This is a genomic window from Micromonospora sp. WMMD1219, from assembly GCF_049315215.1.
Classification (GTDB): Bacteria; Actinomycetota; Actinomycetes; order Mycobacteriales; family Micromonosporaceae; genus Micromonospora; species Micromonospora tulbaghiae.
In genome coordinates this window covers 157,861-172,463 of the sequence record NZ_CP186057.1, presented here as the reverse complement: position 1 = coordinate 172,463, position 14,603 = coordinate 157,861, and the positions used below count along the sequence as shown (strand labels likewise).

Here is a 14,603-nt window from a genome sequence, read left to right as displayed (position 1 = left end):
ACGGTCGGTCAGGGGTGCGGGGGCGGGTCGGTGGATACAACGCCCCGGGTCGCCGGACACGACAGAAGCCGGCGGACCCCGAAGGGATCCGCCGGCGACCGACGATGTTCCGGTGGCGCTACCGCGTCAGGCGCGGGTGACCTTGCCGGCCTTGATGCACGAGGTGCAGACCTGCAACTTCTTGGTGGTGCCACCACCGGCCGGGGTACGCACCGACTGGATGTTCGGGTTCCAGCGGCGGTTGGTCCGCCGGTGCGAGTGGGACACGTTGTGGCCGAAGCCCGGCCCCTTGCCACAGACGTCGCACACGCTAGCCACGGGATACTCCTGGGATTGAAACGTTCATGAGGTCGCCGCCAGGCGCTGCCCGGGCAACCTGGTCAGGTTACCCGATGACAGTCGGTACGCCCAACCGGCCCTTTCGCGAGCCCACCCAGCGTACCGGCGTCCCCGCCGGGCCGTCGGCCGGGGCGGACACGCGGCGGACGACCCCGGCGCGTGTCGGTGTACGCCAGTAGGCTTCCCGACGTGCTGGAGACCCTCGACGCCGCAGCGGTACGCCGCTGGTGCGCGAGCGGGCTGACCGCCCTCCGGGCCCACCAGGGCGAGATCGACGAGCTGAACGTCTACCCGGTGCCCGACGGCGACACCGGCACCAACCTGGTCCTCACACTCACCTCGGCCCAGCAGGCCCTGGCCATGGACCTCGGCACGCTCCCCGACGACGGGCACACCCCGCACGGGCACGCGCTGCGGCTGATGGCCCGGGGCGCGCTGCTCGGGGCGCGCGGCAACTCCGGCGTGATCCTCTCGCAGATCCTGCGCGGTCTCGCCGACACGCTCGCCGCCGCGCCCGCCGTGCGCGGGCGGCAGCTCGCCGACGCCCTGGCCGACGCCACCGCCGCCGCCTACGCCGCTGTGGCCCGGCCGGTCGAGGGCACGTTGCTGAGCGTGGTCGCCGCCGCGGCGCACGCGGCCCGCCGGGCGGACAGCGACGACCTGCGCGCCGTGGCCCGGGCCGCGTCCGAGGCGGCGGCGCACGCGCTGGCGCGTACCCCCGAGCAGCTGCCGGAGCTGGCCCGCGCGGGCGTGGTCGACGCCGGCGGGCGCGGCCTGTGCCTGCTGCTCGACGCGCTGGTCGAGGTGGTCACCGGGGAGAGCCCGGCCCAGCCGGCGCCCGCGCCACCCGCCCGCCGCGTGCCGGCGACCGCGGTGCGGGAGAGCGGCTCCGACGCGTACGCCTACGAGGTGCAGTACCTGCTCGACGCCACCGACGAGGCGGTGACCCGGCTGCGCGCCGAGCTGGACGCGCTCGGCGACTCCCTGGCGATCGTCGGCGACGGCGCCGGCACCTGGAACGTGCACGTGCACGTCAACGACATCGGGGCGGCGGTCGAGGCGGGCGTGGTCGCCGGCCGGCCGCACCGGATCAGCGTGACCCGCTTCGCCGACCAGGTCGCCCCGGCGCCGGGGCCGCAGGTGCCGCTGCCCGAGGGGCGGGCCGCCGTGGTGGTGGCCACCGGTGCGGGCATCGCGGAGCTGTTCGCCGCCGAGGGCGCGGTGGTGGTGCCGGCCAACCCGTCCACCGGTGAGCTGCTCGACGCGATCCGGGCCACCGGCGCCGCCCGGGTGGTGGTGCTGCCGAACGACCCGAACACCCAGTCGGTGGCGAGCGCGGCGGCCAAGGAGGCGCACGGCCTCGGCATCAAGGTGAGCGTGGTGCCCACCCGCTCGCCGGTGCAGGCGCTCGCGGCGCTGGCCGTACGCGATCCGAAGCGGCGCTTCGAGGACGACGTGATCGCGATGGCCGAGGCGGCCGGCGCCTGCCGGTACGCCGAGGTCTGCCACGCCGCCCGGGAGGCCCTCACCGTCGCCGGTCCGGCCCGCCCGGGTGACGTGCTGGCCCTGGTCGAGGGCGAGGTGCACCTGATCGGGCAGGATCTGGTCGACACCTGCACCGCCGTGGTGGACCGGATGCTCGGCGGCGGCGGCGAACTGGTCACGTTGCTCTGCGGCGCGGACGCGCCGGCCGGGCTGGCCGACCGGGTCCGCGCGCACGTCGAGAGGGCCTGGCCGTTCGTCGAGGTGCAGGCGTACGAGGGCGGGCAGCCGCACTATCCGCTCCTGGTGGGGGTCGAATGACGAGCGAGGCGGCCACCGTGGACATGCCGCTGAAGAAGCTGGTCGGCGAGCGCACGGCGAAGGCGCTGGCCGGGCATCTCGACCTGCACACCGCGGGCGACCTGATCTACCACTTCCCGCGCCGGTACGACGAGCGCGGCGAGCACACCGACATCCGCTCGCTCGACGTGGGGGAGCAGGTCACCGTGCTGGCCCAGGTGCAGCGCACCGCGGTCCGCCCGATGCGTCAGCGGCGCGGCAACCTGCTGGAGGTCACCGTCGGCGACGGCTCCGGCGGCGTGCTCACCTGCACGTTCTTCGGCAACCAGGCGTGGCGGGAACGGGAGCTGCGGCCCGGCCGGTGGGGGCTGTTCGCCGGCAAGGTGACCGAGTTCCGCGGGAAGCGCCAGCTCAACGGCCCGGAGTACGTCCTGCTCGGCGAGGGCGGCGAGGGTGAGGCGGCGGCCAACGAGGAGGTCGAGGAGTTCGCCGGGGCGCTGATCCCGGTCTACCCGGCCGCGGCGGCGGTGCCGACCTGGGTGATCGCCCGCTGCGTCCGCGTCGTGCTCGACACGTTCACCCCGCCGGAGGATCCGCTGCCGGCCACCGTGCGGGCCACCCGCAACCTCATCGACATCGGCACCGCGCTTCGCGAGATCCACCGTCCGACCAGCAAGGAGGCGCTCTACCGGGCCCGCCGCCGGCTGAAGTGGGACGAGGCGTTCGCGGTGCAGCTCACGCTGGTGCAGCGCAAGCACCGGGCGGCGGCGTCGCCGGGGCGGGCCCGGCCGGCGAAGGCGGGCGGCCTGCTGGACGCGTTCGACGCCCGGCTGCCGTACGAGCTGACCTCCGGCCAGCAGGTCGTCGGGCGGGAGATCGCCGCCGACCTGGCCCGGGCGCACCCGATGCACCGGCTGCTCCAGGGCGAGGTGGGTAGCGGCAAGACGGTGGTGGCGCTGCGCGCCATGCTCCAGGTGGTCGACGCCGGTGGGCAGGCCGCGCTGCTGGCCCCGACCGAGGTGCTCGCCGCCCAGCACCACCGGGGCATCCTCGACCTGCTCGGCCCGCTCGGCCGGGCCGGTGAGCTGGGCGCCGCCGAGGACGCCACGCGGGTGGAGCTGGTCACCGGCTCGCTCGGCGCGGCGGCCCGGCGCCGGGCACTGACCGAGGTGGCCGAGGGCCGCGCCGGCATCGTGCTCGGCACGCACGCCCTGCTCTACGAGGGCGTCGACTTCCACGACCTCGGCCTGGTGGTGGTGGACGAGCAGCACCGTTTCGGCGTGGAGCAGCGCGACGCGCTGCGCGCCAAGGCCGAGCAGCCGCCGCACGTGCTGGTGATGACCGCCACCCCGATCCCGCGCACCGTGGCGATGACCGTCTACGGCGACCTGGAGACGTCCACGCTGTCCCAGCTTCCGCAGGGCCGCTCGCCGATCGCGTCGCACGTGGTCCCGGCCGCCGAGAAGCCGGCGTTCCTCGACCGGGCCTGGCGCCGGCTGCGCGAGGAGGTCGCGAAGGGCCACCAGGCGTACGTGGTGTGCCCGCGGATCGGCGAGGGCCCGGTGTCGGACGAGGAACCGCCGCGGGAGGACGACAACGGGCGGCGCCCGCCGCTGGCCGTGACCGAGGTGGCCCCGCTGCTGGCCGAGGGGCCGCTGCACGGGCTGCGGATCGGCGTGCTGCACGGGCGGCTGCCGGCGGACGAGAAGGACGCGGTGATGCGCGCGTACGCCGACGGCGAGCTGGACGTGCTGGTCGCGACCACAGTGGTCGAGGTCGGCGTGAACGTGCCGAACGCGACGGTGATGATCGTGCTGGACGCCGACCGGTTCGGCGTCTCCCAGCTGCACCAGTTGCGCGGCCGGGTGGGCCGGGGCTCGGCCGCCGGTCTGTGCCTGCTGGTCACCGAGGCGGCCGAGGGCTCGTCCGCGCGGGAGCGGCTGGACGCGGTCGCCTCCACCACCGACGGCTTCAAGCTCGCCGAACTCGACCTGGAGCAGCGCCGGGAGGGCGACGTGCTGGGCGCGACCCAGTCCGGCCGGCGCTCGCACCTGCGGCTGCTGTCGTTGCTGCGGGACACGGAGCTGATCCGCGACGCGCGGGCCGAGGCGATCGAACTGGTCGAGGAAGACCCGGATCTTTCCCGGCATCCGGCGCTGGCGGCGTCGGTCGCCGCGCTGGTCGACGAGGAGCGCGCCGAATACCTGGAGAAGGGCTGACCCCCCACCAGCTCGGCGGGGCGGTGACGGATCACGGGACTGCGGCGCGCGCGTCGCGTGCCTAGGCTCGCGCAGATGTCGACACCATTCCTCGAACGCGGTGTGCTGCTGCTGGCCCGGGGCGACGAACTGCTTGTGGACCGGGCGGTCGGAGCGGCCGACGAGACGTCCGGCCGGCCGTGCACCGCGGCGACCCGGTTCCAGATCGCGTCGATCAGCAAGCAGATGGCAGCCGTGGCGGTGCTGCTGCTCGCCGAGCGCGGCGTGCTGCGCCTGACCGACCCCGTCACCCGGTGGCTGCCCGGCACGCCGCCGCCCGAATGGTGCGGCATGACGCTGCACCACCTGCTCACCCACACCTCCGGCCTGGGCCACTGGGAGGAGTACCCGGCGATCGACCTGCACGGGCCGGCCGAGCCGGACGAGCTGCTGGACCGGTTCGCGGCGCTGCCGCCGCTGTTCCCGCCCGGATCCGGGTGGCACTACAGCAGCCCCGGTTACGTGCTGCTGGCCCGGACCGTCGAGCGGGCGGCCGATCGGCCGTACGCCGAGTTCCTCGCCGAGGAGGTCTTCGCGCCGCTGGGCATGTCGGGCAGCTTCGCCGGTGCGGGCGACGGCTGGCCGGACCTGGCGGTCGGGCACGAGGGCGGCCGTCCGGTGCCGTCCTGGGACCTGGCGACCGTGAGCATGGGCGCGGGTGACGTCTGGTGCACCGCTGCGGACCTGATGACCTGGCTGGACGTACCGCGCCGGGGCCGGCTGCTCGCCCCGGCCTCGGTGACGGCGCTGACCGCACCGCACGCACCGACCGGGCGGCCGGATGAGGCGTACGGCTACGGGTTCTTCGTCGGGCCGCTGGCCGGGCGGCGGGCGGTGCACCACTCGGGGGACAACGGGGGCTACAAGGCGTTCGCCGCCTGGCTGCCCGACTCGGACGAGCGGCTCGTCCTGCTGGCCAACCAGGCCGAGGTGAGCACGGCCGCTGTCACGTCGGTGCTCGACGCGGTCTGATCCGCCCGCGTCGCACGCACGGCGAGGGCGCGCCGACCGGGTGGTCGGGCGCGCCCTCGACGCGGATCAGCGGGTCAGCGGATCAGCCAGATCGGCGGATCAGGCGGTGAAGCGGATCCGGCGGCGACGGGCCACCACGAACAGCACCGCGCCGGCGGCCAGCAGCAGTGCCGCGCCACCGGCGATGGCGCCTGCGGCCGGGCCGGTCACCGGCAGGCCACCGCCCTGCCCGGAGCAGTCGTCCGGCTGGGCGTACGGAATGGTCTCCGCGTCCTCGACCACGTCGTACTTCACCGTGACCTTGAGGCCCGGGTAGGCGTCGAACCCGACCGAGCTGGTCCTGCCCGGCTCGGAGACGAGCTTCCTGGTGACGCCCTTCTCCGTGGTGAGCGTGGCGGTGAAGGGCACGCCGTCGGCCGGGTTCTCCACGACGAAGGTCATCGAGTCGCAGTCCTGGTCCAGCTTGAAGATCGGCTCCGCGGGCTGGGCGGGAGAGCTGGGCGGGGCGGACGGGCTCGGCGGGACGGACGGGCTCGGCGGGACGGACGCCGAGGGCGTCGGAGTCGGCGAGACGGGCGTGCTCGGCGAAGGGCTGGCGCTCGGCGGCGTGCTGGGCGAGGGCGACGGGCTCTGCGTCGCGCAGTTCCGTCCCGGGCGGGCCGTCACGGTCCGCTCGCCGTCGTGCGACTTGCGTCCCCGCTCCCAGTGCGCCCCGACGGTCAGCTTCAGTTCCGGGACCGGGCCGGCGAACGTGTGGGTCTGGGTGCCGGTCAGCGGGCCCTGGCCGGCCGGCTTCAGCTCCGCGCCGACCGCGAGGCCGCCGCTGATCGCGCCGGGCACCGTGGATTCGATCTTGATGATCCGGCCGGAGATGTCGGTCTCGCTGCTGATCACCGACCAGGTCACGGTCACCGTGCCGTTCTCGGTGGCGCAGTAGCTGCCGGACGGCTCGGGGTGGTGGGCGGCGGCCGGGCCGGCGACGGTGGCGACGCCCGCGAGGCCGAGCAGCGTGCCGGCGGTGAGGACGGCGGCGCGCCGGAGGTGGAGACGGTTCACGCCTACTCCTGACGAGGGGAGGATGGGAGAGGCCGGGCGGAGGGGCCGAAGCCACGCGTCCGCTCGGCAATCGGGCCAGACCCTAGCGAGATCGACAGTGCGGGCGTCACCATGATCGAAGGGTCGTAAAGGGTCCGTTATGCATTCGAGATCATTGATGCACGTCGAGTCACGGATCGTCGCGCCGGGTACCTCGTCCACGCCTCCCGGCGTCGCGTAGCGTCGGGGCATGCGCAGGGAGCGACGGTGACCCGGATCGTGGCCGGCACGCTCGGCGGCCGGCGGATCGCCGCGCCACCGGGTGCCGGCACCCGGCCCACCTCCGACCGGGTCCGCGAGGCGCTGTTCAGCGCCGTGCACTCCCATGTCGACCTGGACGGGGCGCGCTTCGCCGACCTGTACGCCGGTTCCGGCGCGGTCGGTCTGGAGGCGCTGTCCCGGGGCGCGGCCCACGTGCTGCTCGTCGAGTCCGACGCGCGGGCCGCCCGGGTGATCCGGGAGAACATCGCCGCGCTGCGGGCCGCGCCGGCCGCGCGCCTGGTCACCGGCAAGGTCGCCACTGTGCTGGCGGCCGGGCCCACCGACGGGCCGTACGACGTGGTGTTCGCCGATCCGCCGTACGCGGTGCCGGACGCCGAGATCACCGCGATGCTGGCGGCCCTGGTCGACGGCGGCTGGCTCGCCCCGGACGCCCTCGTGATCGTCGAGCGGTCCAGCCGTACCGGACCGGTCACGTGGGTGGAAGGTGTCACTCCGGAGCGCAGCAGACGTTACGGCGAGACCACTCTTTGGTACGGTCGCCGATCATGAGACGTGCGGTCTGCCCGGGCTCGTTCGACCCGGTCACCAACGGACACCTCGACATCATCGGCCGGGCCAGCCGGCTGTTCGACGAGGTGATCGTCGGAGTGCTGGTCAACCAGTCGAAGCAGGGCCTGTTCACGGTCGAGGAGCGGATCGACATGCTCCACGAGGTGACCGCCTCGTACGACAACGTCCGGGTGGAGTCGTTCCGCGGCCTGCTCGTCGACTTCTGCCGGGCGCAGCAGGCGAGTGTGCTGATCAAGGGCCTGCGTGCGGTGAGCGACTTCGACTACGAGCTGCAGATGGCCCAGATGAACATCGGCCTGGCCGGCGTGGAGACGCTGTTCATGCCGACCAACCCGCTCTACTCGTTCATCTCGTCCAGCCTGATCAAGGACGTGGCGAAGTGGGGCGGCGACATCTCCGCCCACGTCCCCGACCTGGTCCGAGCCCAGCTCGCCGCCCGCCTCCGCCCCTGACCCCCCGCCCCCGCCCGCCCCGCCTCTCCGCCCCGCGATCTTGCACTTTCGGCCCGGACATTCCTCCCGCAAGGGACGAGTGCCGGGCCACAAGTGCAAGATCGCGGGGGAGAGGGGCCGGGGGCGACGCGCCGGGTGGGGCGGGTGGGGTGTGGGTGGCCTCGGCGCGACATGATGTCTGCAGCGCCGAGACGGGGCGCGAGGCCGCATGATGGAGGGCGGCCGACGAAGACAGGAGTGAGGTACCGGTGGACCCGCTCGATCGCATCGACGAACTGATCGCCATGGTGGAGCAGGCCCGCTCCGTCCCGATGTCGCGCAACAACTGCATGGTCGACCGGGGCGAGATGATCGCCGCGCTCGACGAGCTGCGCGCGGAGCTTCCCGCGGACCTGCGCCGGGCCGCCGCGCTGCTGGAGGAGCGGGACAAGATCATGGAGGCCGGCAAGCGTGAGGCCGACCGGATCATCAGCGAGGGTGAGGCGGAACACGCCCGGCTGGTCTCGGTCAACGAGATCACCGTCTCGGCCGAGCACGAGGGCGCCCGGATCATCGCCGAGGCACGGGCCGAGGCGCAGCGCCTCCGCGAGGAGGTGGACGACTACGTCGACACCGCGCTGGCCAACTTCGAGCAGTTCCTCACCCGGGCGCTGGCCTCGATAGAGCGTGGCCGGGACAAGATGCACGCGCTGCGTGAGATCGGCACCTTCGCCGGGGACGAGGCGGACCGCCCGCTACCCTTCTGAGCGGCGCGCGGGCCGGTCGCCGACAGCCGGCTGCCGTCGGGCCGGAGGTGAGCCCCCGGTTCGACGGTCCGCCCGTCTGGCAGGTAACCTTCTTTGTCGGCCTCTCAACGGCCGGAGTCTGACTATGCCCAAACACTCGCCAAGCACACTCGACCCCAGGTCGCCGCTGGTCCTCGACACGAGGGAACTGCCGCGCCGACCTGGCGCGTTGCGTACGCACAAGCGGGTCGTGCCGGCACCGGCGGACCTCGGCGTCGAGTTGATCGGCGTGCCGGAGGGCGCGGACCTCGACCTCGACCTGAGGTTGGAGTCGGTGTCCGAGGGCGTGCTCGTCTCCGGGACCGTCACCGGTCCCGTCAAGGGCGAGTGCGGCCGCTGCCTGCGCGAGATCGACGACTCGTTGGCCGTGACGATCCAGGAGCTGTACGCGTACGAGCACAGCACCACGGACGACACGACCGACGAGGACGAGGTGGGCCGGATGCAGGGCGATCTGATCGACCTGGAGCCGGCGTTGCGGGACGCGGTGGTGCTGGCGCTGCCGACGAACCCGCTCTGCCGGGAGGACTGCCCAGGCCTGTGCCCCGAGTGTGGGGTGCACTGGGACGATCTGCCGGCCGACCACAGCCATCAGCAGGTCGACCCGCGTTGGGCGAGCCTGACGCAACTGACCCGTACAGAGGAGTAAGAACCGTGGCCGTCCCCAAGCGCAAGATGTCGCGCAGCAACACCCGCGCCCGCCGGGCGAACTGGAAGGCCTCGGCGGTGGCGACCGTGGCCTGCCCGCAGTGCAAGTCGGCCAAGCTGCCGCACGCCGCCTGCTCCGTCTGCGGCACCTACAACGGCCGTCAGGTCCTCGAGGTCTGACCCGGCCGCCGAGTGACGTCCCCGACCACCGGTCGGGTGACGCGCGCACCAAGGCTCTCGCCCGGTGCCCCGGCTCCCGCCACCGCCGACCGGTTTCAGGCCGGCGGACCGTCGGAGCCGGGCACCGCGCGGATCGCCGTCGACCTCCTCGGCGGGGACGATGCTCCCGCCGTCGTGGTTGACGGCGCTCTGCGAGCGGTACGCACGGATCCCGCCCTGCACCTGCTGCTCGTCGGCCCGATCGAGGTGGCCGACGAGCTGATCGGTGCGCTCGAACCGGCCCAGCGCGCCCGGGTCACGGTCCGCCCGGTGCGGACCGCCGTCGGCATGGCCGACCATCCCACCGCCGCCCGCGGCGAGAGCACGGTACGCACCGCCGTGCAGGCCGTCCGCGACGGACTCGCCGACGCGGTCGTCTCCGCCGGCTCGACCGGCGCCACGGTCACCGCCGCCGCGCTCGGCCTCGGCCGCTGGACCGGGATACGCCGGCCCGCGCTCGCCGCCACGCTGCCCGCCGTCGAAGGGCCGGTGGTGCTGCTCGACGTCGGCGGCACGCTCGAACCCGGCCCGGCCACGCTGGCCCGCCACGCCCTCCTCGGTGCCGCCTACGCGTCGGTGGCCCACGCCGTCACCGCGCCCCGCGTCGGGTTGCTCTCCGTCGGCCTCGAAACGGGCAAGGGCGACCGCCTGCGCCGGATCGCCGCGCCCGCGCTCGCCGCCGCGCCGCTGCCCTGCGACGGCCGCTACGTCGGCCTGGTCGAGGGGTACGACATCTCGCTCGGTGCCCGCGCCGACGTCGTGGTGACCGACGGCTTCACCGGAAACGTCCTGCTGAAGGCCATCGAGGGCGCGTACGCCATGGCCGGCGGCCCACCGTCACGCGGCGGCGCCCCGCGTGCCGCGGCCCTGCTCGGGGTGGGCGGCACCGTGGTCGTGTGCCACGGCGCGGCCGGCTCCGAGGACGTCGCCTCCGGTATCGCGCTGGCCGCCCACCTGTGGCGCCGTGACGCCGCCGGGACGGTCCGCGGCCTGCTCGACGACATCCCGCACGATCTCGCACCTGACCGACACGACACCGAGGTAGCACCATGACCAACGACAAGCGGCGGCGTGCTCCCGTCGGCCACCTGGAGGCGGCCTTCGGGGTGTCGCTCGACCCGGAGCTGCTGGAGCGCGCGCTCACCCACCGCTCGTACGCGTACGAGAACGGTGGCCTGCCCACGAACGAGCGGCTGGAGTTCCTGGGCGACTCGGTCCTCGGCGTGGTGATCACCACAGCGCTGTTCCACAACCACCCCGACCTGCCCGAGGGGCAGTTGGCGAAGCTGCGCGCCAGCGTGGTCAACATGCGGGCGCTCGCCGACGTGGCGCGTGGCCTCGGCCCGGACGGGCTCGGCGCGTACCTGCTGCTGGGCAAGGGCGAGGAGGCCACCGGCGGACGGGACAAGGCGAGCATCCTGGCCGACACGCTGGAGGCGCTGCTGGGCGCGATCTACCTCCAGTACGGCCTGGACACCGCGGCCATCGTGATCCACCGGCTGTTCGACCCGCTGATGGCCGAGTCGGCGGGCCGGGGCGCGGCGCTGGACTGGAAGACCAGCCTCCAGGAGCTGACCGCCGCGCTCGGGCTCGGCGTGCCCGAGTACCGGATCGAGGGCACCGGGCCGGACCACCTCAAGACGTTCACCGCCTGGGTGGTGGTGGCCGGCAACCGCTACGGCGGCGCGGAGGGGCGCAGCAAGAAGGAGGCCGAGCAGCGGGCGGCCGAGTCGGCCTGGCGCACGCTCACCGAGCAGGCCGAGGCGGCGGCACGGGCCGAGGCGGACGCGGCGGCGCAGGCCCAGGACGGGACGAGCCCGCAGGCCGACACGACGGATGTCGAGGCGGGCGCCGGCCGTGCCTGAGCTGCCCGAGGTCGAGACCGTCCGGGTGGGACTCGCCCAGTGGGTGATCGGCCGGCGGATCGCCGCCGTCGAGGTGCGCCACCCGAGGGCGGTACGCCGGCACGCGCCCGGTGGTGCGCACTTCGCCGACGTGCTCGCCGGACGGACGATCACCGGCGTACGGCGCCGGGGCAAGTACCTCTGGCTGCCGCTGGACAGCGGCGACGCGGTGATCGGCCACCTCGGCATGTCCGGCCAGCTGCTGTTGCAGCCGGTCGGCGCGGCCGACGAGCTGCACCTGCGGGTCCGGTTCCGGTTCGCCGACGACGGGCCGGAGCTGCGCTTCGTCGACCAGCGCACGTTCGGCGGGCTGTCCGTCTCCGAAGGCGGGGCGGAGCTGCCCGCCGAGATCGCGCACATCGCCCGCGACCCGATGGACCCGGAGTTCTCCGACGAGGCGTTCGTGGCGGCGCTGCGCCGCAAGCGTACGGAGGTCAAACGCGCGCTGCTCGACCAGACGCTGATCTCCGGGGTGGGCAACATCTACGCCGACGAGGCACTGTGGCGGGCGAAGCTGCACGGCGCCCGCCCGGCCGACGCGCTCACCCGCCCGGCCGCGCTGCGGCTGCTCGGGCACGTCCGGGACGTGCTCGCCGAGGCGATCAAGCAGGGCGGCACCAGCTTCGACGAGCTGTACGTCAACGTCAACGGCGAGAGCGGCTACTTCGACCGGTCGCTCAACGCGTACGGCCGGGAGGGGGAGCCCTGCCCGCGCTGCGGCGCGCCGATCCGGCGCGAGGCGTTCATGAACCGGTCCTCCTACAGCTGCCCGCGATGCCAGCCGCGGCCCCGGGGCACCCTCCGGGGATGACCCCGAGCCGGTTCGGGGTTGCGCCGGTGTGCATCGCCCGACGGTCCCCGGAGACGCGCCGGAGCATACCCGGAGATGCCCTTTTCCGCCCGGTCCGCGCGGCCGGAACCGGCCGCGCGGACCTCGCCGCTCGGATCGGGGACGAGCGGGGGCCGTTCCCCGATGTCGGGGCCCCGCCTGCTGCCTAGCGTCATCCTGGGTCGGCGCAGGGCCGGCATCAGGAGGGTGGAACCCGGGACATGGGCAGGCGACCGGTGACCGTGCGGCTGGCACGGTGGAGTGCGGAGCATCCGTGGCGCGCGATCGCGTTGTGGGTGGTCTTCGTGGCGGTGTGTTTCGTCGGCGGCAGCGCCGCCGGGCTGAACGAGGCCACCGACGAGGATCAGGCGATCGGCGAGTTCGGACGGGCACAGCTGATCGTCGACAGTGGCGGGTTCGACCAGCCGGCCACGGAGAACGTGCTGATCACCGCCCGGTCGGGTCCGCTCGACCAGGCCGCCGCGAAGGCCGCCGCGCAGGACGCGGCGGACCGGCTGCGGCAGGTCGACGGCGTGGCGTCGATCGGTACGCCGATGCCGTCGCGCGACGGCAGCGCGCTGCTGGTGCCGATCACCATGTCGGGCGACCCGGGCACCGCCGGTGACCGGGTGCAGCCGCTGCGGGACACCACCGCGAAGGTGCAGGTCGCGCACCCGCAACTGCGGGTGGAGCAGGTCGGCGGCCCGTCGATCGACAAGGCGCTCGACGACACGCTCGGCAAGGACTTCAAGCGCGCCGAGCTGCTCAGCCTGCCGGTGACGCTGGCCATCCTGATCATCGCGTTCGGCGCGCTGATCGCCGCCGGGGTGCCGGTGCTGCTGGCGCTCTCCTCGGTGGCCGCCGCGATGGGTCTCTCCACACTCGCCTCGCACCTGGTGCCGGCCACCGACACCACCGCGAGCGTGATCCTGCTGATCGGCATGGCGGTCGGTGTGGACTACTCGCTGTTCTACGTGCGGCGGGAACGGGAGGAACGGGCGAAGGGCCGGTCCGGCCTGGACGCCGTGGAGATCGCGGCGGAGACCTCCGGGCACGCCGTGGTGGTCTCCGGCACCGCTGTGATCATCTCGATGGGCGGTCTGCTGCTCGCCCAGGACGCGATCTTCTCCTCGCTGGCGGTCGGCTCGATCCTGGTGGTGGCGGTCGCCGTGATCGGCTCGCTCACAGTGCTGCCGGCGCTGCTGGCGAAGCTGGGCCGCTGGGTGGACCGGCCGCGGGTGCCGCTGCTGTGGCGCCTCACCGCCCCGCGCACCGGGCGGGACGGGCAGCCGGCCCGGCCCCGGTTCTGGCCGGCGGTGCTCAAGCCGGCGCTGCGCGCGCCGGTGGCCACGCTGCTGATCTCGGTCGCGCTGCTGCTCGCGCTCGCCGCGCCCGCGCTCGGCATGAAGCTGAAGTTCCCCGGCCCGGAGGACGTGCCGCGCAACACCGCGGCCATGCAGGCGTACGACCGGCTCACCGCGGCCTTCCCGAGCAACGGCACCAGTCACACGGTGGCCGTGCGGGCGCCCGCCGAGCAGGCCGACCGGGTGCGGGCCGCGCTCACCGACCTGGCCGGCCGTACCACCGCCGACCCGCTCTTCGCGCCGGCCGAGGGGGACGGCCCGGAGATCCAGGTGTCGGCGGACCGGCGGGTGTCGGTGCTGGAGGTGGCCACGCCGCACGCCAGCCGCTCCGACGAGGCGTCCCGGTCGCTGCACGAGCTGCGCGAGGACCTGGTCCCGGCCACGCTCGGCGGCATCCCGGGCGTGGAGTACGCGGTCGGCGGCGGCGTGGCCGCCAGTGAGGACTACGCCGCCCACATCTGGGCGAAGCTGCCGATCGTCGCGGCGTTCGTGCTGGCGCTGACGTTCCTGGTGATGGCGTGGACGTTCCGGTCGGTGGTGGTGGCGCTGACCTCGATCGTGCTGAACCTGCTCTCCGCCGGCGCCGCGTACGGGCTGCTGGTGCTGGTCTTCCAGAGCGACTGGGCGGAGGGGCTGCTCGGCTTCACCTCGATGGACGCGATCGTCACCTGGCTGCCGCTGTTCCTGTTCGTGGTGCTGTTCGGACTGTCCATGGACTACCACGTGTTCGTGGTGAGCCGGATCCGCGAGGCGGTCGACCGGGGGATGCCCAACCGGAAGGCGGTGGCGCACGGCATCACCTCCTCGGCCGGGGTGGTGACCAGCGCGGCGGTGGTGATGGTGGCGGTGTTCTCCATCTTCGCCACGCTCAGCATGATCGACTTCAAGCAGCTCGGCATCGGCCTGGCGGCGGCGATCCTGCTGGACGCCACGATCATCCGCGCGGTCGTGCTCCCGTCGGTGATGACGCTGCTGGGTGACGCGAACTGGTGGGCGCCGCGCTTCATGCGCCGCCGTGCGGCCGCCCCGGCGGTCGAGCCGCCGCCCGCACCGGCGCCGGAACTGGTCGGCGCCCGCTGACCAGGGCGCCCAGGCGGCGTCCGGCCCGCACGGCATGCCCCGGGAGTCACGGCTCCCGGGGCATGCCGGTTCCGGTTCTTCGCC

The 14,603-nt window shown here is 74.0% G+C and carries 14 protein-coding genes; 12 read left to right on the top strand and 2 right to left on the bottom strand.

Annotated features, from left to right (window positions below):
- Positions 1-126: 126 nt before the first annotated feature.
- On the bottom strand, positions 127-318 hold the full coding sequence (gene rpmB, locus ACN27C_RS00790; protein ID WP_013284551.1) for a 50S ribosomal protein L28: 192 nt from the start codon (positions 316-318) through the stop codon (positions 127-129).
- A 210-nt stretch (positions 319-528) separates the two neighbouring features.
- On the opposite strand from rpmB, the gene ACN27C_RS00785 reads away from it, so the two are divergent.
- The 3 genes from ACN27C_RS00785 to ACN27C_RS00775 all read left to right on the top strand — a co-directional run bounded on the left by ACN27C_RS00785 (position 529) and on the right by ACN27C_RS00775 (position 5,351).
- The gene (locus ACN27C_RS00785) at positions 529-2,142 is read left to right on the top strand and encodes a DAK2 domain-containing protein (RefSeq protein WP_121686138.1); all 1,614 of its coding nucleotides are present in this window, start codon (positions 529-531) and stop codon (positions 2,140-2,142) included.
- Positions 2,139-4,340, top strand: coding sequence for an ATP-dependent DNA helicase RecG (gene recG / locus ACN27C_RS00780; protein ID WP_422750203.1), 2,202 nt, complete (start codon positions 2,139-2,141; stop codon positions 4,338-4,340). Before ACN27C_RS00785 ends, recG begins: the two co-directional genes overlap by 4 nt.
- 75 nt (positions 4,341-4,415) lie before the next feature.
- Entirely contained in the window at positions 4,416-5,351 is a 936-nt protein-coding gene (locus ACN27C_RS00775; protein ID WP_422750202.1) for a serine hydrolase domain-containing protein, read from the top strand.
- A 99-nt stretch (positions 5,352-5,450) separates the two neighbouring features.
- Here ACN27C_RS00775 and ACN27C_RS00770 read toward each other — a convergent pair whose 3' ends face one another.
- Positions 5,451-6,407 carry a cell wall anchor protein gene (locus ACN27C_RS00770; protein ID WP_422750201.1) on the bottom strand — a complete coding sequence of 319 codons (957 nt, stop codon included), beginning with the start codon at positions 6,405-6,407 and terminating at the stop codon, positions 5,451-5,453.
- 246 nt (positions 6,408-6,653) lie between these two features.
- Here ACN27C_RS00770 and rsmD point away from each other — a divergent pair, with 246 nt between their 5' ends.
- The 9 genes from rsmD (at position 6,654) to ACN27C_RS00725 (ending at position 14,519) form a co-directional block, all read left to right on the top strand.
- Positions 6,654-7,217, top strand: coding sequence for a 16S rRNA (guanine(966)-N(2))-methyltransferase RsmD (gene rsmD, locus ACN27C_RS00765; protein ID WP_252449427.1), 564 nt, complete (start codon positions 6,654-6,656; stop codon positions 7,215-7,217).
- The gene (gene coaD, locus ACN27C_RS00760; protein ID WP_120571198.1) at positions 7,214-7,690 is read left to right on the top strand and encodes a pantetheine-phosphate adenylyltransferase; all 477 of its coding nucleotides are present in this window, start codon (positions 7,214-7,216) and stop codon (positions 7,688-7,690) included. Before rsmD ends, coaD begins: the two co-directional genes overlap by 4 nt.
- Positions 7,691-7,938: 248 nt before the next feature.
- Complete coding sequence (locus tag ACN27C_RS00755; RefSeq protein WP_018786307.1) at positions 7,939-8,436, top strand: hypothetical protein; 498 nt, start codon at positions 7,939-7,941, stop codon at positions 8,434-8,436.
- A 124-nt stretch (positions 8,437-8,560) separates the two neighbouring features.
- The gene (locus tag ACN27C_RS00750) at positions 8,561-9,124 is read left to right on the top strand and encodes a YceD family protein (RefSeq protein WP_120571197.1); all 564 of its coding nucleotides are present in this window, start codon (positions 8,561-8,563) and stop codon (positions 9,122-9,124) included.
- A gap of 5 nt (positions 9,125-9,129) precedes the next feature.
- A complete protein-coding gene (rpmF, locus tag ACN27C_RS00745; RefSeq protein ID WP_030500827.1) occupies positions 9,130-9,303 on the top strand; it encodes a 50S ribosomal protein L32 in 174 nt (57 codons plus the stop codon).
- A gap of 132 nt (positions 9,304-9,435) precedes the next feature.
- A complete protein-coding gene (locus ACN27C_RS00740) occupies positions 9,436-10,395 on the top strand; it encodes a phosphate acyltransferase PlsX (RefSeq protein ID WP_199733247.1) in 960 nt (319 codons plus the stop codon).
- Entirely contained in the window at positions 10,392-11,207 is an 816-nt protein-coding gene (rnc, locus tag ACN27C_RS00735; RefSeq protein WP_120571195.1) for a ribonuclease III, read from the top strand. Before ACN27C_RS00740 ends, rnc begins: the two co-directional genes overlap by 4 nt.
- Entirely contained in the window at positions 11,200-12,057 is an 858-nt protein-coding gene (mutM, locus tag ACN27C_RS00730; RefSeq protein ID WP_121685515.1) for a bifunctional DNA-formamidopyrimidine glycosylase/DNA-(apurinic or apyrimidinic site) lyase, read from the top strand. The genes rnc and mutM overlap by 8 nt, the downstream gene beginning before the upstream one ends.
- 239 nt (positions 12,058-12,296) lie before the next feature.
- On the top strand, positions 12,297-14,519 hold the full coding sequence (locus ACN27C_RS00725) for an MMPL family transporter (RefSeq protein ID WP_422750200.1): 2,223 nt from the start codon (positions 12,297-12,299) through the stop codon (positions 14,517-14,519).
- Positions 14,520-14,603: the final 84 nt, after the last annotated feature.

What these genes read in the sequence shown, in the direction of transcription:
- recG (WP_422750203.1), top strand. Translation starts at nt 2,139, where the DNA reads ATGACGAGCGAGGCGGCCACCGTGGACATGCCGCTGAAGAAGCTGGTC.
- ACN27C_RS00775 (WP_422750202.1), top strand. Translation starts at nt 4,416, where the DNA reads ATGTCGACACCATTCCTCGAACGCGGTGTGCTGCTGCTGGCCCGGGGC.
- coaD (WP_120571198.1), top strand. Translation starts at nt 7,214, where the DNA reads ATGAGACGTGCGGTCTGCCCGGGCTCGTTCGACCCGGTCACCAACGGA.
- ACN27C_RS00750 (WP_120571197.1), top strand. Translation starts at nt 8,561, where the DNA reads ATGCCCAAACACTCGCCAAGCACACTCGACCCCAGGTCGCCGCTGGTC.
- rnc (WP_120571195.1), top strand. Translation starts at nt 10,392, where the DNA reads ATGACCAACGACAAGCGGCGGCGTGCTCCCGTCGGCCACCTGGAGGCG.
- ACN27C_RS00725 (WP_422750200.1), top strand. Translation starts at nt 12,297, where the DNA reads ATGGGCAGGCGACCGGTGACCGTGCGGCTGGCACGGTGGAGTGCGGAG.